Here is a 24,775-nt window from a genome sequence, read left to right as displayed (position 1 = left end):
CAGGCAGGGGCGCAAGCGGATTGAGACCGGCCAAGAGGGCGAAGCGGTTCTGGAAACTTGCAAGTTCCCGATTGCATTCGCCCGTTGCCTATCGGAAACTCATCCTTTAGACGGAAGTGGGTAGAAAATCTTACCAATCGGAGGGCGGCAATGAGCGCGCGGGTTGAGAAGCATGGTTTGCAGGTTGCAACCGAATATGCGGAGTTCATTGAGCAAGAGGCCCTGCCGGGCACGGGCGTGACGGCAGATGCCTTCTGGGCCGGGTTGAGCCGGTTGGCGCACGAGTTCGGGCCGGAAAACCGCGCCTTGCTGAAAAAACGGGAGGATATCCAGCAGCGGATCGATGCCTGGCATATCGCCCATCGCGACGCCCCCCATGATGCCGAGGCCTATAAGGCGTTTCTGACCGAGATTGGGTATCTCATGCCCGAAGGCGAAGCATTTGAGATCGACACCGCAAATGTCGATCCCGAGATCGCGCAGGTGCCGGGGCCGCAACTGGTGGTGCCGATCACCAATGCACGCTACGCGCTTAACGCCGCAAATGCACGCTGGGGCTCGCTTTATGACGGGTTCTACGGCACCGATGCGATGGGTTCGCCCGCGCCCTCGGGCGGGTATGACCGGGGCCGGGGCGCGCGGGTTGTCGCGCGGGCGCGGGTGTTTCTTGACGAGGCGTTTCCGATCAGCGGCACCAGCCACGCGGATGTGCGCCGCTACCATGTGCGGGATGGCGCTCTGCTGATCGATGATCAGCCATTGATGCAGCCCGAGAAATTCGTCGGCTATCGTGGCAATCCCAAAGCGCCGGATGCGGTTTTGCTACGCAATAATGGGTTGCATGTGGAGCTGGTATTCGACCGGGCGCATCCCATCGGCAGCCGCGATCAGGCCGGGCTGGCGGACGTGCTGCTGGAAAGTGCCATGTCTGCGATCATGGATTGCGAGGATTCCGTCGCCTGCGTCGATGCCGAGGACAAGATGCTGGCCTATTCCAACTGGCTGGGGTTGATGAAGGGCGATCTGGAGACCTCGTTCCAGAAAGGCGGCAAGAATGTCAGCCGGGCGCTGAACGCGGATCGGGAATTTACCGGCCCCGATGGCGCACCCGTGGTGCTGAAAGGCCGCGCGCTGCTCTGGGTGCGCAATGTAGGCCACCTGATGACCAACCCGGCGGTGCTGGACCGTGACGGCAGTGAGATTTTCGAAGGGCTGATGGACGGGCTGACCACCACGCTGATCGCCATGCATGACCTGCAGCGCGAGAGCGGCAATTCGGTGCATGGCTCGGTCTATATCGTGAAGCCCAAGATGCACGGACCCGAAGAGGTTGCATTTGCCGACCGGATTTTCGATGCGGTTGAGGATATCCTGAATCTGCCGCGTCATACGGTGAAGATCGGTGTCATGGATGAGGAGCGCCGCACCAGCGCCAATCTCAAGGAATGCATCCGCGCGGCTAAGTCGCGCGTGGCCTTCATCAATACCGGTTTTCTGGATCGGACCGGCGACGAGATACATACCTCGATGGAGGCCGGGCCGTTCAGCCGCAAGGATTTCATCAAGCGCAAGGGCTGGATCGGCGCCTATGAGACCCAGAATGTGGATATCGGGCTGGAATGCGGATTGCAGGGCCGGGCGCAGATCGGCAAGGGCATGTGGGCCATGCCTGATCTGATGGCGGCGATGCTGGAGCAGAAAATCGAGCATCCCAAGGCGGGCGCAACCTGCGCCTGGGTGCCTAGCCCGACCGCCGCGACGCTGCATGCGTTGCACTATCATAAGGTCGATGTGATGGCGGTGCAGACCCGCCTGCGCGCCGGGGGACGGCGGGCGCATTTGGACGGGCTGCTAGACATTCCGCTGGCCGCGTTCCGCAAATGGACGCCGGAGCAGATCATGCGCGAGGTCGAGAACAATGCGCAAGGCATTCTGGGTTATGTTGTGCGCTGGGTCGATCAGGGCGTGGGCTGTTCCAAAGTGCCCGATCTGAACGATGTCGGCCTGATGGAGGACCGCGCAACCTGTCGCATCTCGGCCCAGCATATCGCCAATTGGCTGCATCACGAAGTGGTGGATGCCCAGCAGGTGATGGGTAGCTTGCGCAAGATGGCTGAGGTCGTGGACCGACAGAACGAGGGTGACCCGGATTACACCGCGATGGCGCCGGGGTTTGACGGGATCGCGTTTCAGGCGGCCTGCGATCTGGTGTTCAAAGGACGCGTACAGCCTTCGGGCTATACCGAGCCGGTGCTGCATGCGCGGCGGCTGGAACTGAAAGCCAGCCGTTGAGAGAGATGGGGAGGGCAGGAACGAGCCTCGCACTCACCGAGGATACTATTAGCCAGATGAAAGGGATCAGGTCATGGCATTGTCACTAAGGCGCGCACGCACGATCATTCGCAAGACCTTGGACAAGGGACGTGAGATGGAACTCAAGCCACTCTCTGTGGTGGTGCTGGACGCGGGCGGGCATGTGCAGGCCTTTGAGCGCGAGGATGGCGCGGCACCGGGGCGTTTTGCGATCGCGCATGGCAAGGCCTATGGCGCGGTGATGCTGGGCATGGCCGGTACCGCGCAAATGCAACGCGCCGAGGGGCAGGCCTATTTCATGGCCGCTGTGAACGGGGTCTATGGCGGGCAGGTGGTGCCGGTGCCGGGCGGTGTGCTGGTACGCGACAAGAAAGGCGCTGTTATCGCTGCTGTTGGCGTCACCGGTGATACCTCGGACAACGACGCGGCAGCCGCCCTGGCGGCGATTGAGGCGGTGGGGCTGATCGGGGAGATTTGATCGTCTTGCGGTGAAAACCGATGTATTCTCCGGTCATTCAGGTTGGGGAGACTGACAATGCCTGCGGGCGCCATGCTGGTCTGGTTCCTGCTTACGGGTGCGAGCGTGGCATTCGTGGTTTGGGATTCACTGTTCAACGGTGTAACAAGCTGGGTGCAGCGGGCGGCATGGGTATTGGTGACGCTCTATACCGGGCCGGTGGGGCTTTTCTTTTACCTGCTGACCTGCAGGCGTCCGTTCCCCGGCGGGCATGACGCCTTTACCAAAGCCACCTGGAAGCAGGGCGTGAACAGCGAGATGCATTGCGTGGCCGGGGACGCCACCGGCATTATCGTTGCGGCCATACTGCTGCATTTCCTGGCCTTGCCCAATGGCTGGGATATCGTGGTCGAATATTCCTTCGGCTTCATCTCGGGCTTGTTCGTCTTTCAGGCGCTGATGATGCTGCCGATGTTCGGCAGCTATGGCCAAGCGGTACGCAAGACGATCTTTGCCGAGACCGCGTCGATGAATTTCGTGATGACCGGCATGATACCGACGATGGTGCTGCTGGCCGCCGCCTGGCCGGGATCAGAGGACCCGCTGTCGCCGGAGTTCTGGTTCCGCATGAGCCTGGCCACCGTGGTGGGCGCGGTTGTGGCCTTTCCCGTCAAAAACTGGCTGGTGGCCAGCCATCTCAAGCATGGTTGCATGACGTTGCCCGGTGCCGATGGCCCGGCGCCGGGTGCGGGTCACCGCTCGCCGGAAATGGCCGGGCATGAGGGGATGGAGATGGGCGGCCATATGGGTCATGAGATGGGGCACGATCACAAGATGGCCATGCGGTCGCTGCCAGCAGGTCAGGCTCTGGCTTGGATCATCGGGACCTATGCGCTGCTGCTTGCGGCGCTCTGGCTGACCGGGCGGCTGGTACCGATCACCTTCTAGGCTCGGCAGGGCGAAACCGCCCCGTTATTGTGCAGGGCTCCACATGCGCTTGCGCCATGACGCAGGGTGTGCATTGTTGCGAAGCTCACAGGGCGGTAATACTGTGAATCGAAACGCGAAACCCTGTGCAGGAGCATCCATGGCCCGTCCGGTCGTTGGCATTATCGGCAATTCCTACCTGATGAACGATCAGTATCCGACTCATGCGGGGGGAACGATGAATTCGGATGCGGTGGCCAATGTCGCCGGGTGCCTGCCGTTGCTGATCCCGTCGGACCCGCGCTTTGTCTCGGTGGAGGAATTGCTTGAGGTCTGCGACGGCTTTGTCCTGACCGGCGGGCGGCCCAACGTACACCCGGCGGAGTATGGCGAGGCCGAGACCGCTGCGCATGGCGAGTTCGATCGCGCACGCGATGCCATCGTGCTGCCTCTGGTGCGGGCCTGTGTTGAGCGGGGGCAGCCGTTTTTCGGCATCTGCCGGGGCTTTCAGGAGGTCAATGTCGCCATGGGCGGCACGCTCTACCCTGAAATCCGCGATCTGCCGGGGCGGATGAACCACCGGATGCCGCCCGACGGCACGCTGGAAGAGAAATTTGCCCTGCGCCATGTGGTGACGCTGCGCGAGGGCGGGGTGTTTCACAAGGTGCTGGGCGCGCGTGAGGTGATGACCAACACGCTGCACGGGCAGGGGATCAAGACGCCGGGTGAGCGGATCGTGATCGACGGCACCGCCCCGGATGGCACGCCCGAGGCGATCTATATCGAAGACGCGCCGGGCTTTACCCTGTCGGTTCAGTGGCACCCGGAATGGAACCCGGGCAGCGACCCGGTGTCGAGGCCGCTTTTTCAGGCGTTTGGCGCGGCGGTGCAGGATTGGTCGGCATCACGGCGCGGGATCGGATATCAGAAATCCGCTTGAGCGGGTTGGATCAGCGTCCGGCCTTCGTCTTACGCCTCCAGCAGCCGTGCCTCATGGGCTTTCAGGCAGGCGCGCGCGGTGTCGCCAAAACTACCAGCATGGCTTCGCAGCGCGGGGAAAAGTTCGAACATTTCGTGACGGCTCTGGTCGCTGAGCGCCGTGAGCGCGGTGTCGCCGGGATAGAAACTCTCGGTGGCGGCCCCATTGGCATAGATCACCTCGTGCCGATCCAGCATCAGATGCAGATAGGTGACCTCGGGCTGTTCGACCTGCTGCACCGCCGGATGATCGATCAGATGAGTGGCAGCGACCAACACCTCACCTTCGCCAAACAGCATCTGCGCCCGCGCCCCGGACCAGAGCAGGCGATGCTGGGGTGAGACCAGCAGGTTGGCGGTCGCCCCGGGCAGCAGCGTCGCGTTCAGCTCGATCGGCGCAAAACGACCCCGGCCGGGCACAGTGCGGCCACCGGTCCAGCGCAACGGTTGCAGGCCATTGTCGCGGGTGAGGATCAGGTCGCCCGGTGACAGATCCTCGACCGTGCGGGGGCCTTGTGCTGTCGTAATCAAAGTGCCTGGGGTGAAGCAGATGATGTTCTCGATATTCGAGAAACTGACCAGCGTGCCATCCAGCAGCTCCACGGTACCGACCTTCTCGTCGGCGGTATCGGTTGTGAGGGTCAGCGTGGATTTGTCAGCCAGCCCGTTGAGGTTCAGAGTGTCGCCATCCGTCTCACCGCCTTCGCCGCCGGTGATGGTGATCGTGGCGCTGCCAGCCTCGCCCAGATCGGTCAGCACAAACAGATCATCCCCGTCACCACCCGTGGCGGTGTCGCCTTCGGCGGCGTTGAGCGTGTCATCGCCGCCGCCGCCCTGCAGGTCGTCGGCACCGCTGCCGCCGGACAGCACATCATCACCGCCGCCACCGACCAGAGTGTCACTGCCCTCGCCGCCGTCCAGATCATCATTGCCGTCGGGATTGGGGATCGTGTCGAAAAAGACATCGCTCAGGTTGATGCCCTGGGTGCCGTTCAGCGCGTTGCCATAAGAGATCTGGATCTGCGCAACCGGGCCGGCGATTTCGACCAGTACCGAGCCGGTGGCGTCATTGGGGTTCTCAAGCGCGTCCCCGGCGGTCACGGTATTGCCGCTGACCACATCGGTGTTGGCCCCGTTGGGCGTGGCGGTCAGGGTCACCTGCACCGGATCGCCATTGGCGTCGAATGCCTCGACCGTCACCACATCGCGGTGATTGCCGCCGAAGAAATCCACGTCGTTGATGCGGAAGGTGACGTTTTCAACCTCGCCCTGCACATCCGCATCCGCAGCGGCGGCGAAGTCGATACTGGTGGTCGAGGTGGCCCCGTCACCGTTGCCGAAAAGGGCAAGCGAGGAGCGATCATCAAAGCTCTCGCCGCCTGCAACATATTGCTGGTCGCTGCTTTCGACCGTGAAGGTCGGGTTGTTGTTGCCGTCATTGGCAAAGCTGACGCTGACATCGATATCGCCGGTATTCTGGGTGAAACCGGCGCTGATATCGGCCTCGTCCGCGCCCTCGGCAATCCAGCTAAGCGATTCCGTGCCGCTGGTCTGGCCATCGCCGTAGATTTCGTCATCACCCGCGCCGCCGAAGACCGTGTCATTACCTGAGCCGCCGAGGATCGTGTCGTCGCCCGCCAGGCTGCTGATCTCGTCATCGCCTGCGAAGCCATGGACCAGATCGGCGTCATTGACCGCGTCGTTGATCTGGTCGCCATCGGCATCGGTATAGGTGTCATCGATCGTGTCGTCGCCGTCGGTCCCCTCGACACTTGTCGATGGCTCGTAAGCGGGCGGGTCGAGTGTGACGGCGGTGGTGATTGTGGTGACGGGGCCAAGATCGGGGACGAAATAGACATTGCCGTCCTGGGCCAGAAAATACTCGCCCGGTTCCGTCTCATCAACGTAATTGGTGGTCAGGTAGGTGCCGGTAAAGGTCCATTCCCCCGCCCCAAGTGATTGGTCGGTGACAAAACTTGTCAGCGGATCCGAGATGCTGTCCCCATTGGACAGCGCCAGGTCCGCCCCCAGCGTGACCAGATACCCGTCAGGCATCCTCTCTCCCCTCTATACGCCCTGCAAAAATATGCGCGGCGCGGCCTTCTCAGCGCAGTAAATGCGCCCCCAGGGCCAAGTCCTATTGTGCGGATATGGCCAAAACGGGCTGCGATTCAGACGGATTTTGGGAGTTTTTGGTGAATTCTGCCTTAATGCATTTAGGAAATGGCAGGCAGCGGCGAGCGATCAGCTTGGTGCTTGCGCCGTGATCGACGCAAAGCGCTCGGCAAAATAGGCCTCGACCCGCTGATAGGCCGGATCATGAAAATCCAGCGTCAGCAGCGAGTGATCCTTGCCGGGATAGTCTTTCGTCAACAGATCATCTCCAAACGCCTTTTTCAGCGCGCGCATATGCCGTGCGGTGGCGATTCTGTCGCAGCCAAAACGCAAGGCAAGGCCGGGCCCCGATCTGGCCATGCCCGTGCGCGCCGCATAGATATCCTGCTGACTCATATGTAGATGGTCGCCCCCCAAGACTGGCAGGGACGGCTGAGAGGCGACCCCACCCAGCACCGCGTCATCTGCCATCAGGGTCAGTGCGAAGCTGCCCGTCAGGCACATGCCGATCACGCCGATACCCTCGGCACTTTCGCGGTCGCGGATGTCACGCGCCAGGGCGCACATCCAGCCTGCGATGGGGCTCTGACGGCCTCGGGCGAAGATTTTGAACTCGCGCCGGACGCAGAACAGGCGGGCGGTGACGCGCAGGGGGGTGAGCTTGCCGAAGGTCCCCAGCAGATGCGGCAGGTAGATGGTGAAGCCCGCTCCAACCAGCCGGTCGGCCAGCGAAAGCGTCTCGGGTCCGATGCCAGGCATTTCCTGCAGCAGCAGGATCGGCGGGCCGCTTCCCTTGACATAGACCTCATGCGTGGCCTCGTCACCGGTCGAGAGCGGCGCCGAGAAGGTGTAGCGGTTGTCATGCGGCCAGTCGGACATGGCGGTGAGTGTAGCAGGGCCGGGCAGATCTCCAAGCGCCCGGCGCGCTCAGGTGGCCCGTTCTTCGGCAATCACCGGGTTGGTCAGCGGTTCGCGATGGCCGGGGCGGATTACCTCGGCATCATAGGGTGTCCGGTCAAACACCTCGCGGACCATGGGCGCGAAGAACCCCAGCGGCAGCGTGTCATAGTTGGGATCGAACGAGGCCTGATCCCAGCGTTCGCAAAACGCGGCATTGTCGTCGAAACAGGGGTGGTCGCGATGACGGTCGCGCTTGTGCTGGTCGAAACCGTCAAGATGATGTCCGTAGTAAAGCATCTGGAAATCGCCATGGGTCTGCACCACCCAGGCGCATTGTTCGCGCACAAAAGGCTTCAGGATCGTGGCGGCATATTCGTCGTGGTTATACGGCGCATAGATATCGCCGATATCGTGCAGCAGGGCTGAGACGACCCAGTCCGTATCAGCACCGTCGCGCCAGGCGCGGGTGGCCGATTGCAGCGAATGGCCCAGCCGTGTGACCTGATAGCCCGACAGGCTTTCGTCCAACTCAACCAGCGCCTTGAGCAATCGGTCGGCGGTGTGGCGCGTGTGGTCGATCTCATGCGCGGTGAGGAATTCATACTCTTCGCGCGTGCCATCCTTCATCTGTGTGAACTTGACCTGTTTCATCCGGCATAAACCCCTGTCATTTGCTTGGCCCCGGCCATTTTGGCTGCCAGTTCGGCCTTCATCACCTCTTCGTAGAGCTCCATTGAGCGCGGCGCGAACAGGGTTTCGGGCGGGGCCATCAAGGTGAAATTGCCATGCCGGTCCGCCCCGCGCGCCAGCATGGCGTAGTCACGGTCGGCCACCTGTTGCGCGATGTCTGGACGGCAATAGCGGATCACCAGACCGATGCGCCGGTCATCGGACCTGTTGGCGCCAGAGCCGTGGATGGTCAGCCCGTGATGCAGTGACATCTGGCCCGGCTGCAGCTCGATCGCGACCTTGTCCTCATCCGCCACATCCACCTTGATCTCCTGCCCGCGGCTCAGGAGGTTGGTGTCGCTGAACGTGTCCTCATGCGGCAGGATCGGGTTCTTGTGGCTGCCCGCCACGAAATCCATGCAGCCCGATTCTGTCGTGGCGGGCGACAGGGCCAGCCAGGCGGTGACCAGCCCGTCGATCTCGCCCAAGCCCCAATAGGTCAGGTCCTGATGCATGGTGACCATATGCCGGGTCCGGGGTTCCTTGATGAAGAACTCCACCGCATAGATCAGGATGTCGGGGCCAAGAATGGGCTCGACCGCGTCCAGTATCCTTGGGTCCATTGCAACCTGATAGGCCATTGGCATCACGCAATGAGCGTTGATCTTTTTGTAGGTGTTGAGCGGGCGGGGCAGGTCGCTATCGGTCCAGTCGCGCTCGATCTGTTCAAGCTCCGCGCGCCACTCTGCCGCCTCCTGCGGCTTCATCACAGTCAGGGGGAACAGGAACCCGTCGTGCCAATAGGCCTCTGCTGTCTGGTTTGTTTGCGCCTGCGTCATGAACTGGTCCTCCACCCGCTGCGGTTCTGGCATGACACCAATGTCGTATCGGGTTTGAGAGGATGTCCACGCCATCTCCGACATTAAGGATGTCGCATCCGAAGCCTTGGGCAGCGGTGCCGTCTGCGCCCGGATATCGCCGTATTTGCGCCCGATCCGGCAGTTAGGCTGTGCTGCAAGGTTACAACGACTCACGGCAACGTGGCTTATGTGTATCTTGTCACAGACGGCCCCGGTGCCCATGGTTTAATATACCTAGACATTTTCCCGCACGGGTGAGGGGCCACCGATGCGGTTCTGGAAGGAGAGTTTTGCCCCAGGGTGTTGGAGAACGGGTGCGATATGGGTTTCTCGGGTCTGAGTAGAAAACTGTTGGGATGGCTTGGGAAGCCTTTGCGCTCCGAGCATTCTGCCGAATCCGCGCATCGCGATCCGAAGGTGCATGTCATCATTCTGGATGGCACCATGTCGACGCTTGAACCTGGCAATGAGACCCATGCGGGCATCACCTATCGCATGTTGTGCGAGATGGGCGGGCAGGTCTCGGTTTTCTACGAATCCGGCGTGCAGTGGCAAAGCTGGCGAAGAACCACCGATGTGTTGGTGGGCCGGGGGATCAACCGGCAGATCCGGCGCGCTTATGGCTATCTCGCCTCACGCTACAAGCCCGGCGACAAGATTTTTCTGATGGGCTATTCGCGCGGAGCCTACGGCGTGCGCAGTCTTGCGGGTGTGCTGGACATGGTTGGGCTGCTCAAGGCCGAACATGCGACCGAGCGCAATATAAGGCAGGCTTACCGGCACTATGAATGCAATCCGCATGGACCCCACGCGGCGGATTTTGTGCGCGCCTTTTGCCATGACGAAGTGCCGATCGAGATGATCGGGGTCTGGGATACGGTCAAGGCGCTGGGCCTGCGTCTGCCGCTGCTCTGGCGCTGGGCCGAGGCGCGCCACGCCTTTCACAACCATCAACTGGGCCCCAATGTGCGGCACGGCTATCACGCGCTGGCGCTGGATGAGACGCGCGAAGTGTTCGAGCCGGTGCTGTGGAAATGCGACCCCAGTTTCGAGGGCCATGTGGAGCAGGTCTGGTTCCGGGGCTCACATGGTGATGTCGGCGGCCAGCTTGGCGGGTTCGAGGCAGCGCGCCCGCTTTCGAATATCTCGCTGCTCTGGATGCTGGACCATGCGAAGGCGCATGGCCTGCCGCTGCCGCAGGGCTGGCGCATGCGGTTTTCCACCGATGCCGCGGCCCCGTCAGCGGGCACCTGGCGCGGTTGGGGCAAGATATTCCTGCTGCGCGGCAGGCGCCGGATTGGTCAGGACCCGTCTGAGCGGTTGCACGAATCGATCCCGCGCGAGGTTCTGGAAAACGCCGGGGACGCAGTGTCTCTGCAGTCTCATGCGGTCAACTGACGACCCCTCTCAGCCCCTTGGCAGTGACAGCACGATGCAGGTGGTGGAGCCGGTCGCATAAAGCCGCCCATCCTCGACGCCGCGAATCTCTCCGCGTGCCACGCCGGTGGAGCGTCCGACATGTTCGGCCAGCCCCTCGCATTCTATTTCGGTGCCCAGCGGGATCGCGCGAATGATGTTGATCTTGTATTCCAGCGTCGTATAGGCCGCGCTTGCGGGCACTCGGGATTGCACCGCGCAGGCCATGGCGCTGTCCAGCAGCGTGCCGTACCAGCCGCCATGTACGGTGCCCAGCGGGTTGCAGACGTCGAAGGTCGGGCTCCCCCGAAAGCAGACTCGCCCTTCCTCGACTGAATGCATCTGATAGCCCAGTGTCTTGCCGATAGGAGGCGCGGGCAGACGACCTTCGACAATGCCGCGAAGGAAGTCCAGCCCCGACATCGTGGCCAGATCAGAAGGGCTGAGTAACTCGGTTGGTCCGTCCGCGTAGAGCATGTCGCCTCCTGCCGTCATGATATGCTCACGTTAGGCAAAAAAGGCTGACAGGCAAGGCCTTACGCGACGTTCTGCAAGTCCACCTGCGGTACGATCCCCAGCGCGAAGCAGACATCGCGGGTCAGTTCGGGGCGGTTGAGCGTGTAGAAATGCAGCTTGTCGACGCCGCCATCGATCAGGTTCGAGCAGAGTTCGGTGCAGACAGCGGTGGCCAGCAGGTCCTCGCGCCCGTCACGGGTGGCCTTTTCGAACGCGTTGATCAGCCAGTCGGGGACATGCGCGCCGCAGCGCTTGGCGAAATTCTGCACACCTGACCAGTTCTCGATCGGCAGGATGCCGGGCGTGATCGGCGCGTCGATCCCGGCCTTTTCACAGGCGTCGCGGAAGCGGAAGAAGGTTTCGGCGTCAAAGAAGAACTGGGTCAGCGCTTCGGTTGCGCCCGCATCAATCTTGGCCTTGAGCCAGTCGATGTCGTTCTGCGCATCTTTCGCTTCGGGATGCAGGTCGGGATAAGCGCCGACCCGGATGTTGAACTTGCCCATATCCGCCAGCGCCGCGATCAGCTCAACCGAACTGGCGAAGCCTTCGGGATGGGCGCGGAACGGGCCAGCGCCCTTGGGCGGGTCGCCGCGCAGCGCGACGATATCGGTGACTCCGGCCTCGGCATAGTCATGGGCGATTATCAGGGTCTCGTCGCGGGTGGCGTTCACGCAGGTCAGATGCGCGGCCACGCTCAGGCCGGAATTCTTGTGCAGGGTCGCCACAGCATCGCGGGTCAGATCGCGGGTCGTGCCGCCCGCGCCATAAGTCACGGACACAAAGCGCGGATCAAGCGGCGCCAGCGTCTGAACCGTATCCCACAGCCGGAACGAAGCCTCCAGCGATTGCGGCGGGAAGAATTCGAAGGAAATATCGGGCGTGCTCATGACGGGTGTCCTCAATAGATTTCTCCTCTTGTCGCATATGCGCCATTGTGAAACAATTTCATAACACTCAAGTATAACATGAGGCGAACATGAGGTTGATCCTGGCGCTACTGCTGCCCTTTTCCGTTTTCTTCACGATCAGGCGACCCTGGCAGGGGCTGTTCTGCCTGCTCTTGCAACTGACGCTGATCGGCTGGATTCCGGCGGCGATCTGGGCGGTTTATTCGCTCAGCCAATACAAGACTGAGCGCAAGATCGAAGACAGTCTCGGGCGCAGGAACTGACCTGACATGCATATCGAATTTCGCCATTTGCGCACCATCAAGGCCATTCATGAATATGGCGGGCTGGCGCGGGCGGCAGATCAGCTGAACATCACGCAATCGGCGCTGAGCCATCAGATCAAAGGGCTTGAGGATCAAGCCGGTGTCGAACTGTTCGTGCGCCGCTCGAAACCGATGCGGCTGTCACCGGCGGGGCAGCGGCTGCTGCGGCTGGCCGAACAGGTTTTGCCACAGGTCGAGGCGACGCTGTCCGAGTTTTCCTCGCTGCGCGACGGGCGCTCTGGCCGGATGCATATCGCGATCGAATGCCATGCCTGTTTCGAATGGTTGTTCCCGGTGCTGGAGGGGTTCCGCAAGAGCTGGCCGGATGTGGATGTCGATATCCGCCCCGGTCTCGCCTTCGACGCGCTACCGGCGCTGCAGAAAGAGGATGTCGATCTGGTCGTGTCCTCGGACCCAGAGGAGCTGCCGGGTGTGGAATTCGTGGAACTCTTTGACTACAATGCTGTTTTCGTAGCTTCAGCGTCACACCCCCTAGCCTCCAAACCCTATATTGATGCCGAGGATTTTCGCGGCCAGACCCTTATCACCTATCCGGTGGAACGTTCACGGCTGGATGTGTTCAGTCAGTTGCTGATCCCGGCCAAGGTAGAACCGGCGGCCATCCGGCAGGTGGAACTGACGGCGGTGATCCTGCTGCTGGTGGCGTCGAACCGTGGCATCTCGGTGCTGCCGGATTGGGTGGTGCGCGAGGTGAAATACAGCTCTGATTATGTGACGCGACCATTGACTGAGACCGGGATCACACGGCGTCTTTACGCGGCGATCCGGTCAGAGGATATGGAGAAGCCTTTTGTGCGGGAACTTGTCGATCTGGCGCGGGTCGAGGCGCGCAAGCTGCAAAGCCAGTGACCGGTGCAGGGCCGCTATGCAAAAGCGCCACTTGGCAAGGCATTGGGGCCGCTATATACGCGCGCGGTAACCCGGACAGGAGCCTTTGACCAATGAATGGCAGCGCGAATCTCAACATCATGATCAAGGCTGCCCGCAAGGCGGGCCGGTCGCTCGTTAAGGATTTCCGTGAGGTGGAGAACCTGCAGGTCTCGTCCAAGGCGGCGGGCGACTTCGTGTCCAAGGCCGACCTGTCCTCCGAGGCGATCATCAAGGAAGAGCTGCGCGGCGCGCGTCCCACCTATGGCTGGATCGCCGAAGAAGGCGGCGCCGAGGATGGCGAGGACCCGACGCGCCGTTGGCTGGTGGACCCGCTGGACGGCACCACCAACTTCTTGCACGGGATGCCGCATTGGGCCGTTTCCATCGCGCTGGAACACAAGGGCCAGATCGTATCTGCGGTGGTGTTCGACCCCGCCAAGGACGAGATGTTTGTGGCCGAAAAGGGTTCAGGCGCGTGGCTGAACGAAAGCCGCATCCGGGTGTCCTCGCGCAGCCGTATGATCGAGTCGGTCTTTGCCACCGGTCTGCCCTTTGGCGCGCGCTCCGCTGATCTGCCCGAGACGCTGCAGGATCTGGCGCGCATCCTGCCGGTGACGGCCGGGATACGGCGCTGGGGTTCTGCCTCACTGGATCTGGCCTATGTCGCGGCGGGCCGTTACGAGGGCTATTGGGAGCGGAGCCTGCAGCAATGGGATATCGCAGCTGGTATCCTTCTGGTGCGCGAGGCAGGTGGTCTGGTCGAGGCGGTGAACCCCGAGCAGAAACTGCTGGAAAGCGGTGATGTGCTTTGCGCCAATGAGCCGATCTTCAACCAGTTTGCCAAGGTGATCCGCAACACCTGAACCACTTAGCGGTCGGATGGATGGTTCACGCCATCCGTCCAGGGGATGTCCCCGTGAGTGCGGGGATTGCCGCCGTCTATACAGCCCAGATTGACACCGCATTCGCGCGGGTCGGCCCGACGTCGGTGATGGGTGTAGATGCCGCAGGTCTTGCAGAAGTAGTGCTTGGCGGTGTGTGTGCCCCAGGAATAGAGTGTCAGATTATCCTCACCTTTCAGAACCTTGAGGGATGCGGCTAAAGCAGTCACTGCCGCCGCGCCCCGGCGCAGGCAGAAGGAGCAGTCGCAGCGCGTGGCCGACGCGAGACCCTCGGGGAACTCGGCCTCGATCTCAACAGCGCCGCAATGGCAGGTTGCTTTCAGTACGGTCATTTGCGGGGTACTTTCGGGATACGGCTGGGGCTGAACGAATATTCATGCTCGGGATGTGGTGGATGACCGTGCGTCTTGTGCCAGAAGGCAGGCCCGCCCAGTTTCAGCCAGAGCGGGATGCTCAGCACCAGCCCGACAAAGAACCCGCCGGTATGGGCCCAATAGGCGACGCCGCCCTCATCGGGATTTGCGCCGAGCCCGCCGATGAACTGCATCCCCAGCCAGACGCCAAGCATCACATAGGCGGGAATGGCGAAGACGCGGAAATAGATGATCAGGATCAGCAGGATATCAACGCGAGCTTTGGGAAACAGCAGCAGATAGCCGCCCATCACGCCGGCAATGGCACCGGATGCGCCCACCATCGGAACGATCGAACCAGGCGCGCCCAGCACATGCAGAAACGCTGCGCCAATGCCGCTGGCCAGATAGAAGATCAGGAAGCCCAGATGCCCCATTTCGTCTTCCATATTGTCGCCGAAGATCCACAGGAACAGCAGATTGCCCGCCAGATGCAGCCAGCCGCCATGCATGAACATCGAGGTCACATAAGTGTAAAGCGCGACACCATCCGAGGCGCGGGCGGGGATCAGCGCATAGTCGAAGAAGATGCGGTTGATCTGGCGCGGGTCGTCCATGACGCCGACATAGCTGAGGAAGAACAGCAAATTGGCCGCCATCAGGGCATAGACCACGTAAGGCGTGCGCCCGGAGGGGTTATGGTCGCGAATGGGTAACATGGCGCGACGCTGGGCAAAAACCGGCCCAGCGTCAAGGCAGGTTATCCGGCCCCGCCCAAGAGCGCAGCGTTCCCGCCTGCCGCCGTGGTGTCGACGCAGACATGCCGCTCGCCCAGCACTCGCGCGCGGTCGGGCAGGCCGGGGATCAGCGGCAGGATCGGGCCCTCGCGTCTGGAGAGATGCCGCTCGATGGCGCGCGCGGTCTCCGCATCCCCCCACCAGAGCACGCCTGCGATGCCGTCCAGCGTTTCAAGCTGTTCCGGGGGCAGCGCTCCGGTAGAGCGGATAGCCATGCCGCCCAGATTCATCACCGCCTTTGCCTGTGCCTCGACGGCAGAGGTGCTGGGGCCAAGGCAGAGCAAGGGCGCGCGCGGGATCTCGCTAAGTCGGTTCGATTCGCCGGTGGGGCCGGGCAGCGAGCGGGTTGTGACCTCGGCCAGCGGTCCGGTGGGCGCGGGCAGTTTGGGCATGGGTTGGTCCCATGTCTCGGTCGTGCTTTTGCGATCGGGGGCAAGGAAACGGGCCATGTAATGCGGGCCGCCCGCTTTGGGGCCGGTGCCGGACAGCCCTTCACCGCCAAAGGGTTGCGAGCCAACGATGGCTCCGATCTGGTTGCGGTTCACATAGATATTGCCCGCATGCACGGCCTCGGTGATGTGCTGCACGCGGTCGTCGATCCTTGTGTGCAGCCCGAAAGTCAGCCCGTAGCCGGTGGCGTTGATCGCGTCGATCACCTGATCCAGTTCGGCGGCTTTGAAGCGGGCCACATGAAGGACCGGGCCGAAGATTTCGCGTTCCAGATCACCGATACCGCTGATTTCGATCAATGTGGGCGCGATGAAGATGCCTTCGGGCGGGGTGGGCAGTTCTTTCAGCACTCTCCCCTCGGCGCGCGCCTTTGCGATATGATCGGCGATGCCCTGACGGGCCTGATCATCAATCACCGGGCCGCAATCGGTCTTGATCCACCATGGATCACCCAGACAGAGCGCATCCATCGCGCCTTGCAGCATGGTCAGTACGTCCTCGGCGATATCCTCTTGCAGGTAGAGGCAGCGCAGCGCCGAGCAGCGTTGGCCCGCGGATTGGAAGGCGCTTTCGATGATCGATTGCACGGCCTGTTCGGGCAGGGCGGTGGAATCGACGATCATCGCGTTCAGACCGCCGGTTTCCGCGATCAGCGGACTGCCGGGGGTCATGTTCTCGGCCATGGCAGCGCGGATTTTCAAGGCTGTGGCGGTGGAGCCGGTGAAGGCCACGCCATTCACCCGCGCGTCCGAGGTGAGCGCCGCCCCCAACTCCGGCCCGCCGGGCAGCAGTTGAAGCACCTCGCGGGGCACACCAGCCTCATGCAGCAACTGCACGGCGCGATGGGCGATCAGCGGGGTCTGGCCCGCAGGTTTGGCCAGTACCGCATTACCGGTGGCCAGTGCGGCTGAAATCTGGCCGGTGAAAATGGCCAGTGGGAAATTCCAGGGCGAAATGCAGGTGAAAATGCCCGCCGGGTCGCCTGCCGGGATATTGGCCGCGTAATAGCGCAGGAAATCCACCGCTTCGCGCAGTTCGGCCACCGCGTCTTTCAGCGATTTGCCCGCCTCGCGAGCGAGCAGCGCGAACAACTCGCCGTAATTGGCCTCATAGAGGTCGGCTGCACGGTTCAGGATCATCTTGCGCTCTTCTGGCGCGACAGCCCATGGCCTGGCCGAGGTCAGCGCCAAATCGACATCCTCGCAGCTCGCAGGCGCGACCGTTCCGGGGGCGTCCTGGCGCAGGGCGGGGTTGATCACCGGCTCGGCTACTTTCTGCTGCGCCGCTTCGGCCAACAAAGGCGCGGCGGACCATTTGTGGGTTTTGAACGGGGTGCGGGCGGAGTCGATGGTCGCAAGCGTGGGCGCGTGGGTCAAATCAAAGCCCATGGAGTTGGGGCGTTCGGGGGCGAATAATTCCGGCCCGGTGGGGATTGGCTGTGCCTCCGCTGCGATCAGGTCGAACGGATCAGCGGCGACCTCTTCGGGGGGCACATCCTCATCCACGATCTGGTTCACGAAGGAGGAGTTGGCCCCATTCTCCAGCAGGCGCCGCACCAGATAGGCCAGCAGATCGCGATGTGCCCCGACGGGGGCGTAGATGCGGCAATGGGTGTTTGCCTGCGCCATCACCAGCCCGTGCAGGGTCTCGCCCATGCCGTGCAAGCGCTGGAATTCATAAGGCTGCCCGTCTTGCGCCATATGCAGGATGGCGCTGACCGTATGGGCGTTATGGGTGGCGAATTGCGGATAGATGCGGTCGGTCATTCCCAGCAGTTTGCGGGCATTGGCGATGTAGGAAATGTCGGTGGCCGCCTTGTTGGTGAAGACCGGGAAGCCATCGACACCCTCGACCTGAGCGCGCTTGATCTCGGTATCCCAATAGGCGCCTTTCACCAGCCGGATCATGATCTTGCGGTCATGGCGTTCGGCCATCTCGTAAAGCGTGTCGAGCACCTGCCCGGCGCGGGGGCCATAGGCCTGCACGACGATGCCAAAACCGTCCCACCCGGCAAGCGCCGGTTCACCCATCACTTCATCGATGACCTGCAGGGACAGCGACAGGCGGTCGGCCTCTTCTGCATCGATGTTGAGACCCATCCCTGCCGCCTTGGCCAGCAAAGCTAGCGCGCGCAGGCGGGGCACAAGCTCATCCATCACGCGCGCCTCTTGTGCGACCTCATAGCGGGGGTGCAGCGCCGAGAGCTTGACCGAAATGCCGGGATTGGCGCGGATATCGTCATGGGTGCAGGCCTCGGCAATGGCAGTGATCGCGCGAGAATAAGACAGGTGATAGCGCGCGGCATCACCCTCTGTGCGGGCAGCCTCGCCCAGCATGTCATAAGAGTAGGTGTACCCCTTCTCCTCCATGCCGCGGGCGCGGTCCATGGCAGAGCGGATGGTTTCGCCCAGCACAAACTGGCGTCCCATCTCTTTCATCGCCTGGCCAACGGCGGTGCGGATCACCGGCTCGCCCAAGCGTTTGATCACGCTGCGTAATGCGCCGACCGGTGACTTGCCCTCATCCAGCACCTTACCGGTCAGCATCAGCGCCCAGGTCGAAGCGTTGACCAGCGAGGAAGACGACTGCCCCAGATGCTTGCCCCAGTCCGACGGCGCGATCTTATCCTCGATCAGCGCGTCGATCGTGTCGGCATCGGGCACCCGCAACAGCGCTTCGGCCAGACACATCAGAGCCACGCCCTCATCGGTTGAGAGCCCGTATTCGGCCAGAAACACCTCCATCATGCCGGGCGCGGTGGTAGAGCGGATGTCGCGCACCAGCTGGGCCGCCGCTGCGCAAATCGCGCTGCGGTCCGCTGCGCTGAGCGCTGCCGTTTCAGTCAGACCTGCCAATATCGCGGCCTGATTGGCATAGGTGAGCTGGTCGATGGTGTTGCGCAGGTGCTGTGACATGATCCCTCCGGTCGTTACGGGTAATATAATCGCGAATCTAAAGGCGGATCGCCCGATAACGTGGTAACGCTAGGCAGATCACCTGAATTTGGGGGCAAAAATCGTGCAAATAGACTTTCCCGGGATGGATCGCTTTGATCAGGCGATTCTGAAGATCGTGTCCAGCGAGGGGCGGATTTCCATCGCCGATCTGGCGCGGCGGATCGGGTTGTCGAAATCCCCGACCCAGACCCGGCTACGACGGCTTGAGGCGGAGGGGATGATCGCAGGCTACCGCGCCCTGATCGACCCGATCCGGCTGGGGCTGGATCACGTGGCCTTTGTCGAAGTGCGCCTGAAAGATACGCGGGAAAAGGCGCTGGCCGATTTCAACGCCGCTGTGCGCAAGGTTGGCGAGATCGAACAGGCGCATATGATCGCGTCGAATTTCGACTATCTGCTCAAGATCAGAACCCAATCCATGAGCCAGTATCGCGCTGTTCTGGCTGAGAAAATCTCGACCCTGCCGCATGTCGCGAGCACCTCGACCTTTGTAGCGATGGAGGCGGTGAAAGAAACCGGTGTGCTGGGCCCTCTGTGACGCAGGGCTTGACGCAAAGCCAATCTGCACCAAGCTTGGATTATGCGACACCTTGCTGCTTTCATGCTGTCCTGCCTCGCTGCGACATCAGGCGCCGTGGCCGACACCTGTCCGATGGCGCCTGACCATTCCGCCAGGTTGGATGCGCTGATCGTAGAGATTCAGCGCGCGCCCAGCGAGGCACAGGCGCGGCAGATCTCCAACCAGATGTGGGAATTCTGGGCCGACGCGCCCAATGAGCAATCGCAGGCCATTCTGGATCGCGGCATGTCGAAACGCGCGGCCTGGGACCTGCTGGGCGCGCTGGAGGATTTCGACCGACTGGTGGCCTATTGTCCGGACTATGCCGAAGGCTACAACCAGCGGGCTTTCGTCAACTTCCTGCGTCAGGATTTTGCGGCGGCGCTGGTTGATCTGGACCGGGCGCTGACCCTGTCGCCCCGCCATGTGGCCGCGATGAGCGGCAAGGCGCTGTCGCTGATGGCGCTGGGCCGGACCGATGAGGCCAGCCTGATTCTGGATGAAGCGCTCGCGCTCAACCCATGGCTGCCAGAGCGCAACCTGGCCGCGCCGGGAGGACCGTTGGAACGCAAGGGGCAGGACATCTGAAAAGAGCTACTTTATCACGTTGAGATCGCCCCGGTTCCAGTTTACAGCATCACAATGTGCCCGCGTGGTGGAATGGTAGACACAGGAGACTTAAAATCTCCAGGCAGCGATGCCGTGCCGGTTCGAGTCCGGCCGCGGGTACCAGAAAATCGGAGCAACGCTTTGACTTATAAAAGGTCTGTTCAGGCGGCTGCCGTGCCGGGCTTGCAAGATAGGTCCACGTGGCCTATTTCGAAGGTCTGGAATGGAGATTTTATGTCCCGGTGAAGAGGGGAGGCGCTATGCCTCCCGCTGCAAGATCAACAATGCGAGCACCTGCTGAACGCGGTTCGGCCGGTCTGTTGATTTGCGATCTCAGATATCTGTGAGCCTCTACGCCCGAGCCCGCCTCGGGATCCGGACATGAAAGTTGACCCAAATGACACGGGACTATTCCGAATTTCTTCCACAAACCGCGCAAAGCCGACTAAGCGATCGGCGGCGCTCCTTCCTTGAAACCTATGGTTGGCAAGCGTTTTTTGCCCAGCAGATCAGCATAGATGCGCTGACCCGGACACCGCCTGTGCGGGTGGTCGAGGTGCATCGCAATGCGCTGCATGTGCTGGGCGATGGCATTGCCCGGACCGTTCCGCCGATCCGGGATGTGACCGTCGGTGACTGGTTGCTGCTGGAGCGCGATCAGCCGCAGGTGAGCCGGGTTCTGGAGCGCAAGACGGTGATGAAGCGCCGCGCGCCGGGAACCGACCGGCAGGAACAATTGATCGCAGCCAATATCGAGACCTGTTTTGTCGTGACGTCCTGCAATCAGGACTTCAACATTGCCCGGTTGGAGCGCTATATCGTCTTGGCCTTCGAGGCGCAGATCGCGCCGGTGATCGTCTTGACCAAGGCCGATCAGGTTGCGGATGCGCGGCGCTATATCGATCAGGCCAGCGCGATTTCCGACCGGGTGCCAGTGGTCGCGCTGGACGCGCGGGGTGATGCGCCCCGGAAGATGCTTTCGGGCTGGTGCAAGCCCGGGCAGACCGTGGCCTTTCTGGGATCGTCTGGCGTGGGCAAGTCGACCTTGACCAACGCGCTTGCCGGGACGCAGTCGGTGGCAACACAAGCCATTCGCGAGGACGATGCCAAAGGGCGCCACACGACAACGCGGCGGCAACTGCATCTGGTGCCGGGGGGCTGTCTGGTGCTGGACACCCCGGGCATGCGAGAGCTGCAATTGACTGGCGCGGCCTCGGGGTTGGGCGATGTATTTTCGGACATCCAGGAGCTGTCGCAGCAATGCCGCTTCAAAGATTGCCAGCACCAGAGCGAGCCGGGATGTGCGGTCCTCGCGGCGATTGAGGCCGACGTGCTGGACGAGACCCGGCTGCAGCGCTGGCGCAAGCTGGTGGCGGAGGAGGCGTTCAATTCGGCCAGTCTTGCGGAACGCCGCAGCAAGGACAAAGCCTTTGGCAAGATGGTCCGGCGGGTCATGAAAGAGAAGTCCGAGCGGGGCAGGCGGTAGCCCCGAGGCGGGCGCAAGCCGGCTTTCGGGATGCGCCCGTTTTGCACCAGAGCCACCCACGATCTGATCCGGATCAAAGCTGATCTGGATTCAAGACGATAAATTCCGCCCAAACCCACAATCCGGAGAGCGAATCCATGCTGCGCTTAGCCTTGATCCTATTCACCCTTGTGGCCTCCGCTTTGGCAGGTGCCGGAGTGATTGCAGTTCTGTCCATGGGATATGTCACCGTGCCGGCGATCCTCAGCGCGGCGGCGTCGGGGTTTATTCTGGCGATCCCGGCCACCTGGCTGATCGCCAGGCGGCTCTATACCGCCACGCGCGGCTGATCAGGCGTCCAGGTACGCGCGCAGGTTGGCCTCGAATTCGCGCGGCTTGTCGGCATGCAGCCAATGGCCCGCTCCGGGGATTTTTGCGAACCGCGCCTTCGGAAACAGGGCGCGGATCCTGTCCCTATGCTCGGGCAGCACATAATCCGACTCCGCGCCGGTCAGAAACAAGGCCGGGCCGTCCCAGTGCGCGGTGGTGTCGGGAAAGCTCATGATCTTGGGCATTTCGGATGCCAGCACGTCCAGATTGTAGCGCCAGCGCTTGTCCGCCACATCGAGAGACTGCGTGAAGAAGCTCTGCAGAGCAGGTTCCACGCCCAATGCGCCCAGTTGCGCGGAGGCTTCAGATTTGCGCGTGACGGCATCCAGATCAACCGCGCGCATCTTCTCAATGAAGGGCAGTTGCGAATGGCTATAGGGCACCGGCGCGATATCGGCGATGACCAGCCGCCGGATCAGATCGGGATGGCTCAGCGCCAACATTATCGCCGCCTTGCCACCCATGGAATGGCCCAGCACGTCGAACACCCCGCCGAAATGTTTAATCACGTCAGCCAGATCCTCGGCAAGGTCCGGGTAGCTGTGGCTGTCGGCCCAGGGACTCTCGCCGTGATTGCGCATATCCAGGGCGATCACCTGCCGTGAATCGGACAGCCGTTTGGCGATCACGCCCCAGTTCCGGGCCGAGCCGTAAAGGCCATGGGCAATCAGCAAGGGGGGGCGGTCGGTGGGCGTGCCGTGCAGGATCATGTTCAACATGGCTCTTTGATAGCCATGGCGGATCGCCGCCGCCAGCCCCCATTGTCGCCGCCCGGTCGCCGGTGTAGTTTGCCCGTCGGAGTGAAGGTGAGATGGCTGAACAAATCAGTGTTGAACAGCAGATTGCGCAGACCATCGCGATGTTGCGCGCCAAGCTGGGTGTGCGGGGCAAGACGCTGGCCGCCGCGCTGCGCCGGGCGCGGCATCGGCTGCCCAAGCATATCTACAAACAGGCCCTCCTGCTGGCGCAAGTCGAGGACCGCGCCGCGCATCCGAAACTGCGCTTGACGCTGGACAGTCCCAAGCTGGCCGATGCGGCGGAAAAGGTACAAACCCATCTCGACGCGATCAGCCTGACCGAGCGCCGCAAGGGTTGGCTGTTGGGCATGCTGGGCGGGTTGGTCTTCAACCTGCTGCTTTTGGCTGTTCTGCTATTGTTGTTTCTCTTGTGGCAGGGGCTGCTTTAGCTCTTTCCGCGCCTGTTTGCGCGTTGTAGCGTGAACGCGGTTCATCAGGCGAGGCCGTAAGAATGTCCGCAAAAACCGAAGCTCGCAAAGCGGCCCTTCGCGACAAACTGGTTGCAGCCGCAGAGCGCCGCATTGCCAAAGACGGAGCGAGTTCGCTGCGCGCGCGCGATCTGGCTCAAGATGCGGGATGCGCTCTGGGTGCGATCTACAATGCTTTTGATGATCTCAATGCGATTGTGATGGCAGTGAATGGCCGGACCTTCAGTAAGCTTGGGCAAGCGGTTGCAGACTCGTTTGATGGATCGGAAGAGCCGGTGCAACGGCTGATCAAGATGAGCCATGCTTACCTTAATTTCGCTTCCGAGCATGCCAATCTTTGGCGCGCCCTCTTTGACCTTGAGATGACGGCGGACGGGCCGGTGCCCGTATGGTATCTTGAGGCGCTGCGCGGGCTATTTGCGCATATTACCGAACCGCTTTCCGAGATTTTTCCCGAGCTTTCGAAGGACGACTTGCAACTGATGACGAGGGCGCTGTTTTCGTCGGTGCATGGGATTGTGTTACTTGGATTGGAGAACCGGATTTCCGGTGTTCCGGCAGATCAGATTGAACGGATGATCGCTCTGGTTCTTTTGAAAGTTGGAAACAAATAGTTTTCTGAACGGTGTTCAAAAATTTCTTGAACATCGATCATGAGTGCCTAGTTCCGAATATGAACATTGTTCACATAGGGAGAAGGCCAGTGTTTGGAACGTTGAGAACCCTGATCACCGGTGTAAATGCGCGGGCCGAAGAGCAGTTGCGCGATGCATATTCAATTGAATTGATTGATCAAAAAATCCGGGAGGCAGGGAAGAACCTGAAGGCAGCGAAATTGTCGCTTGCAGGGCTTATCCAGCGGCGCAAAAGCGAAGAGCAACAGGTCAACACGCTAAGGGCTTGTATCGACGACCTGATGGTGCGGGCACAGGAAGCGCTGGGAGCAGGGCGCGATGATCTGGCGGAAGGGGCGGCGCAGGCGATCGCAGACATGGAAAACGAAGTCATGGTTCGGGATCAGACCAACGCAAGTCTGGAGCGCCGCATTCTGCAACTGCGCCAATCGGTGGAAACCGCGAACCGCCGCATCATCGACCTAAAGCAAGGGGCCATTGCCGCTCGTGCTGTCAAACGAGAACAGAGCCTGCAGAAAAAACTTGGTCGGCACCTGAGCGGAGAGAGTCCTATCGAAGAAGCCGAGACGCTTATCGGAGATGTTATGAACAGGGATGATCCCTTCGAGCAGGGAGAAATCCTGGGCGAGATCGACCGATCATTGGATCACACTGATATGGCCGAAAGAATGGCTGATGCCGGATTCGGCGATAGCAGTCGAGTAAGAGCAGCGGATGTGCTGAGCCGACTTAAGAACAAGATCTGACCTCAAGATTCCTGAACCAGAAAACATCAAAAAGTGGAGACAGAAATATGTATATTGATAAAAACGATAATAGCCTGATCCTTTTGTTGAATGTGGCCGGTATCGCGGTGGCTTATGTCATGTTGGGCATTTCGCTCTGGTTATCGACTGACGTGCCGCTGGCCACCAAGGGCTATTGGGGCATGGCGGTGCTGCTTCTGACACTGAGTCTGGTCAATGTGGTGAAGTACCGTTTTGACAACAAGTCCTCGGACGATCGTCTGCGTCGCATTGAAGAGGCGCGCAATGAAAAGCTTTTGGAAGAGGCGCTGAGCGACCCGAAATCGGAGATTTAGAGAGCCCTAAAAAAGCGGAAAAGGCGGCGCTTATCGCGCCGCCTTTTTTTATTGCTTCGCGATTTGTTCAAAGGTTCGGATAGATCGGGAACCGTGC

The 24,775-nt window shown here is 61.5% G+C and carries 26 protein-coding genes and 1 tRNA gene; 17 read left to right on the top strand and 10 right to left on the bottom strand.

Annotated elements, in window-relative coordinates:
* Positions 1–150: 150 nt before the first annotated feature.
* From Q5Y75_RS11225 to Q5Y75_RS11210, 4 genes are all read left to right on the top strand, one after another.
* Entirely contained in the window at positions 151–2,292 is a 2,142-nt protein-coding gene (locus Q5Y75_RS11225) for a malate synthase G (protein ID WP_306197319.1), read from the top strand.
* A gap of 73 nt (positions 2,293–2,365) precedes the next feature.
* A complete protein-coding gene (locus Q5Y75_RS11220) occupies positions 2,366–2,791 on the top strand; it encodes a GlcG/HbpS family heme-binding protein (protein ID WP_306197317.1) in 426 nt (141 codons plus the stop codon).
* A 57-nt stretch (positions 2,792–2,848) separates the two neighbouring features.
* Positions 2,849–3,718: a DUF4396 domain-containing protein gene (locus Q5Y75_RS11215; RefSeq protein WP_306197315.1), complete on the top strand. Its 870-nt coding sequence runs from the start codon at positions 2,849–2,851 to the stop codon at positions 3,716–3,718.
* A gap of 139 nt (positions 3,719–3,857) precedes the next feature.
* Positions 3,858–4,637: a gamma-glutamyl-gamma-aminobutyrate hydrolase family protein gene (locus Q5Y75_RS11210; protein WP_306197313.1), complete on the top strand. Its 780-nt coding sequence runs from the start codon at positions 3,858–3,860 to the stop codon at positions 4,635–4,637.
* A gap of 29 nt (positions 4,638–4,666) precedes the next feature.
* Here the strand turns inward: Q5Y75_RS11210 and Q5Y75_RS11205 are convergent, their stop codons facing one another.
* The 4 genes from Q5Y75_RS11205 to Q5Y75_RS11190 form a co-directional block, all read right to left on the bottom strand.
* A complete protein-coding gene (locus Q5Y75_RS11205; protein ID WP_306197311.1) occupies positions 4,667–6,730 on the bottom strand; it encodes a Hint domain-containing protein in 2,064 nt (687 codons plus the stop codon).
* Between the two features lie 189 nt (positions 6,731–6,919).
* Complete coding sequence (locus tag Q5Y75_RS11200) at positions 6,920–7,669, bottom strand: dienelactone hydrolase family protein (protein WP_306197309.1); 750 nt, start codon at positions 7,667–7,669, stop codon at positions 6,920–6,922.
* 48 nt (positions 7,670–7,717) lie between these two features.
* Positions 7,718–8,341 carry an HD domain-containing protein gene (locus Q5Y75_RS11195; protein ID WP_306197307.1) on the bottom strand — a complete coding sequence of 208 codons (624 nt, stop codon included), beginning with the start codon at positions 8,339–8,341 and terminating at the stop codon, positions 7,718–7,720.
* Entirely contained in the window at positions 8,338–9,231 is an 894-nt protein-coding gene (locus Q5Y75_RS11190; protein WP_306197305.1) for a phytanoyl-CoA dioxygenase family protein, read from the bottom strand. Before Q5Y75_RS11190 ends, Q5Y75_RS11195 begins: the two co-directional genes overlap by 4 nt.
* A 309-nt stretch (positions 9,232–9,540) precedes the next feature.
* Here Q5Y75_RS11190 and Q5Y75_RS11185 point away from each other — a divergent pair, with 309 nt between their 5' ends.
* On the top strand, positions 9,541–10,617 hold the full coding sequence (locus Q5Y75_RS11185; protein WP_306197303.1) for a T6SS phospholipase effector Tle1-like catalytic domain-containing protein: 1,077 nt from the start codon (positions 9,541–9,543) through the stop codon (positions 10,615–10,617).
* A gap of 9 nt (positions 10,618–10,626) precedes the next feature.
* On the opposite strand, the gene Q5Y75_RS11180 is transcribed toward Q5Y75_RS11185, so the two are convergent.
* Together Q5Y75_RS11180 and metF are read right to left on the bottom strand one after the other, a co-directional pair.
* Positions 10,627–11,112, bottom strand: a complete 486-nt coding sequence (locus tag Q5Y75_RS11180; RefSeq protein ID WP_306197301.1) for a PaaI family thioesterase — start codon at positions 11,110–11,112, stop codon at positions 10,627–10,629.
* A 59-nt stretch (positions 11,113–11,171) separates the two neighbouring features.
* Positions 11,172–12,038 carry a methylenetetrahydrofolate reductase [NAD(P)H] gene (metF, locus tag Q5Y75_RS11175; protein ID WP_306197299.1) on the bottom strand — a complete coding sequence of 289 codons (867 nt, stop codon included), beginning with the start codon at positions 12,036–12,038 and terminating at the stop codon, positions 11,172–11,174.
* A gap of 89 nt (positions 12,039–12,127) precedes the next feature.
* Here metF and Q5Y75_RS11170 point away from each other — a divergent pair, with 89 nt between their 5' ends.
* From Q5Y75_RS11170 to Q5Y75_RS11160, 3 genes are all read left to right on the top strand, one after another.
* Positions 12,128–12,322, top strand: coding sequence for a YqaE/Pmp3 family membrane protein (locus Q5Y75_RS11170; protein ID WP_306197297.1), 195 nt, complete (start codon positions 12,128–12,130; stop codon positions 12,320–12,322).
* Positions 12,323–12,328: 6 nt separating this feature from the next.
* A complete protein-coding gene (locus tag Q5Y75_RS11165; protein ID WP_306197295.1) occupies positions 12,329–13,234 on the top strand; it encodes a LysR family transcriptional regulator in 906 nt (301 codons plus the stop codon).
* Positions 13,235–13,326: 92 nt separating this feature from the next.
* Entirely contained in the window at positions 13,327–14,118 is a 792-nt protein-coding gene (locus tag Q5Y75_RS11160; RefSeq protein ID WP_306197293.1) for an inositol monophosphatase family protein, read from the top strand.
* A gap of 5 nt (positions 14,119–14,123) precedes the next feature.
* Here Q5Y75_RS11160 and Q5Y75_RS11155 read toward each other — a convergent pair whose 3' ends face one another.
* From Q5Y75_RS11155 to putA, 3 genes are read right to left on the bottom strand one after another with little or no spacing between them, the layout of a single operon-like run.
* Positions 14,124–14,489 carry a GFA family protein gene (locus tag Q5Y75_RS11155; protein ID WP_306197291.1) on the bottom strand — a complete coding sequence of 122 codons (366 nt, stop codon included), beginning with the start codon at positions 14,487–14,489 and terminating at the stop codon, positions 14,124–14,126.
* A complete protein-coding gene (locus tag Q5Y75_RS11150; protein WP_306197289.1) occupies positions 14,486–15,229 on the bottom strand; it encodes a rhomboid family intramembrane serine protease in 744 nt (247 codons plus the stop codon). The genes Q5Y75_RS11155 and Q5Y75_RS11150 overlap by 4 nt, the downstream gene beginning before the upstream one ends.
* Before the next feature lie 41 nt (positions 15,230–15,270).
* Complete coding sequence (gene putA / locus Q5Y75_RS11145) at positions 15,271–18,672, bottom strand: bifunctional proline dehydrogenase/L-glutamate gamma-semialdehyde dehydrogenase PutA (protein WP_306197287.1); 3,402 nt, start codon at positions 18,670–18,672, stop codon at positions 15,271–15,273.
* A 103-nt stretch (positions 18,673–18,775) separates the two neighbouring features.
* Here putA and Q5Y75_RS11140 point away from each other — a divergent pair, with 103 nt between their 5' ends.
* The 5 genes from Q5Y75_RS11140 (at position 18,776) to Q5Y75_RS11120 (ending at position 21,697) form a co-directional block, all read left to right on the top strand.
* Entirely contained in the window at positions 18,776–19,252 is a 477-nt protein-coding gene (locus tag Q5Y75_RS11140) for an Lrp/AsnC family transcriptional regulator (protein WP_306197285.1), read from the top strand.
* 42 nt (positions 19,253–19,294) lie between these two features.
* A complete protein-coding gene (locus tag Q5Y75_RS11135; RefSeq protein WP_371933254.1) occupies positions 19,295–19,861 on the top strand; it encodes a tetratricopeptide repeat protein in 567 nt (188 codons plus the stop codon).
* A 58-nt stretch (positions 19,862–19,919) separates the two neighbouring features.
* Positions 19,920–20,005 (top strand) — tRNA-Leu (locus Q5Y75_RS11130).
* Positions 20,006–20,279: 274 nt separating this feature from the next.
* Positions 20,280–21,368: a ribosome small subunit-dependent GTPase A gene (gene rsgA / locus Q5Y75_RS11125; RefSeq protein WP_306197953.1), complete on the top strand. Its 1,089-nt coding sequence runs from the start codon at positions 20,280–20,282 to the stop codon at positions 21,366–21,368.
* Between the two features lie 137 nt (positions 21,369–21,505).
* A complete protein-coding gene (locus Q5Y75_RS11120) occupies positions 21,506–21,697 on the top strand; it encodes a hypothetical protein (RefSeq protein ID WP_306197283.1) in 192 nt (63 codons plus the stop codon).
* On the opposite strand, the gene Q5Y75_RS11115 is transcribed toward Q5Y75_RS11120, so the two are convergent.
* Positions 21,698–22,456, bottom strand: coding sequence for an alpha/beta fold hydrolase (locus tag Q5Y75_RS11115; RefSeq protein WP_306197281.1), 759 nt, complete (start codon positions 22,454–22,456; stop codon positions 21,698–21,700).
* 92 nt (positions 22,457–22,548) lie between these two features.
* Between Q5Y75_RS11115 and Q5Y75_RS11110 the strand changes: the two genes are divergently transcribed.
* From Q5Y75_RS11110 to Q5Y75_RS11095, 4 genes are all read left to right on the top strand, one after another.
* Positions 22,549–22,923, top strand: a complete 375-nt coding sequence (locus Q5Y75_RS11110) for a hypothetical protein (protein ID WP_306197279.1) — start codon at positions 22,549–22,551, stop codon at positions 22,921–22,923.
* Between the two features lie 62 nt (positions 22,924–22,985).
* Complete coding sequence (locus tag Q5Y75_RS11105) at positions 22,986–23,576, top strand: TetR/AcrR family transcriptional regulator (protein WP_306197277.1); 591 nt, start codon at positions 22,986–22,988, stop codon at positions 23,574–23,576.
* Positions 23,577–23,677: 101 nt separating this feature from the next.
* Positions 23,678–24,343, top strand: coding sequence for a PspA/IM30 family protein (locus Q5Y75_RS11100; protein WP_306197275.1), 666 nt, complete (start codon positions 23,678–23,680; stop codon positions 24,341–24,343).
* 47 nt (positions 24,344–24,390) lie between these two features.
* A complete protein-coding gene (locus Q5Y75_RS11095; RefSeq protein ID WP_306197273.1) occupies positions 24,391–24,678 on the top strand; it encodes a YiaA/YiaB family inner membrane protein in 288 nt (95 codons plus the stop codon).
* Positions 24,679–24,775: the final 97 nt, after the last annotated feature.

The organism is Ruegeria discodermiae (genome assembly GCF_030758345.1).
GTDB lineage: Bacteria > Pseudomonadota > Alphaproteobacteria > Rhodobacterales > Rhodobacteraceae > Ruegeria_C.
Note: the sequence above shows the minus strand (reverse complement) of the source record. Positions and strands in the feature narration are given on the sequence as shown.

Bases quoted from the DNA above. Each gene is read 5' to 3' on its own strand.
- Q5Y75_RS11225 (WP_306197319.1), top strand. From the start codon at position 151: ATGAGCGCGCGGGTTGAGAAGCATGGTTTGCAGGTTGCAACCGAATAT.
- Q5Y75_RS11220 (WP_306197317.1), top strand. From the start codon at position 2,366: ATGGCATTGTCACTAAGGCGCGCACGCACGATCATTCGCAAGACCTTG.
- Q5Y75_RS11215 (WP_306197315.1), top strand. From the start codon at position 2,849: ATGCCTGCGGGCGCCATGCTGGTCTGGTTCCTGCTTACGGGTGCGAGC.
- Q5Y75_RS11210 (WP_306197313.1), top strand. From the start codon at position 3,858: ATGGCCCGTCCGGTCGTTGGCATTATCGGCAATTCCTACCTGATGAAC.
- Q5Y75_RS11205 (WP_306197311.1), bottom strand. From the start codon at position 6,730: ATGCCTGACGGGTATCTGGTCACGCTGGGGGCGGACCTGGCGCTGTCC.
- Q5Y75_RS11200 (WP_306197309.1), bottom strand. From the start codon at position 7,669: ATGTCCGACTGGCCGCATGACAACCGCTACACCTTCTCGGCGCCGCTC.
- Q5Y75_RS11195 (WP_306197307.1), bottom strand. From the start codon at position 8,341: ATGAAACAGGTCAAGTTCACACAGATGAAGGATGGCACGCGCGAAGAG.
- Q5Y75_RS11190 (WP_306197305.1), bottom strand. From the start codon at position 9,231: ATGCCAGAACCGCAGCGGGTGGAGGACCAGTTCATGACGCAGGCGCAA.
- Q5Y75_RS11185 (WP_306197303.1), top strand. From the start codon at position 9,541: ATGGGTTTCTCGGGTCTGAGTAGAAAACTGTTGGGATGGCTTGGGAAG.
- Q5Y75_RS11180 (WP_306197301.1), bottom strand. From the start codon at position 11,112: ATGCTCTACGCGGACGGACCAACCGAGTTACTCAGCCCTTCTGATCTG.
- metF (WP_306197299.1), bottom strand. From the start codon at position 12,038: ATGAGCACGCCCGATATTTCCTTCGAATTCTTCCCGCCGCAATCGCTG.
- Q5Y75_RS11170 (WP_306197297.1), top strand. From the start codon at position 12,128: ATGAGGTTGATCCTGGCGCTACTGCTGCCCTTTTCCGTTTTCTTCACG.
- Q5Y75_RS11165 (WP_306197295.1), top strand. From the start codon at position 12,329: ATGCATATCGAATTTCGCCATTTGCGCACCATCAAGGCCATTCATGAA.
- Q5Y75_RS11160 (WP_306197293.1), top strand. From the start codon at position 13,327: ATGAATGGCAGCGCGAATCTCAACATCATGATCAAGGCTGCCCGCAAG.
- Q5Y75_RS11155 (WP_306197291.1), bottom strand. From the start codon at position 14,489: ATGACCGTACTGAAAGCAACCTGCCATTGCGGCGCTGTTGAGATCGAG.
- Q5Y75_RS11150 (WP_306197289.1), bottom strand. From the start codon at position 15,229: ATGTTACCCATTCGCGACCATAACCCCTCCGGGCGCACGCCTTACGTG.
- putA (WP_306197287.1), bottom strand. From the start codon at position 18,672: ATGTCACAGCACCTGCGCAACACCATCGACCAGCTCACCTATGCCAAT.
- Q5Y75_RS11135 (WP_371933254.1), top strand. From the start codon at position 19,295: ATGCGACACCTTGCTGCTTTCATGCTGTCCTGCCTCGCTGCGACATCA.
- rsgA (WP_306197953.1), top strand. From the start codon at position 20,280: ATGACACGGGACTATTCCGAATTTCTTCCACAAACCGCGCAAAGCCGA.
- Q5Y75_RS11120 (WP_306197283.1), top strand. From the start codon at position 21,506: ATGCTGCGCTTAGCCTTGATCCTATTCACCCTTGTGGCCTCCGCTTTG.
- Q5Y75_RS11115 (WP_306197281.1), bottom strand. From the start codon at position 22,456: ATGTTGAACATGATCCTGCACGGCACGCCCACCGACCGCCCCCCCTTG.
- Q5Y75_RS11110 (WP_306197279.1), top strand. From the start codon at position 22,549: ATGGCTGAACAAATCAGTGTTGAACAGCAGATTGCGCAGACCATCGCG.
- Q5Y75_RS11105 (WP_306197277.1), top strand. From the start codon at position 22,986: ATGTCCGCAAAAACCGAAGCTCGCAAAGCGGCCCTTCGCGACAAACTG.
- Q5Y75_RS11095 (WP_306197273.1), top strand. From the start codon at position 24,391: ATGTATATTGATAAAAACGATAATAGCCTGATCCTTTTGTTGAATGTG.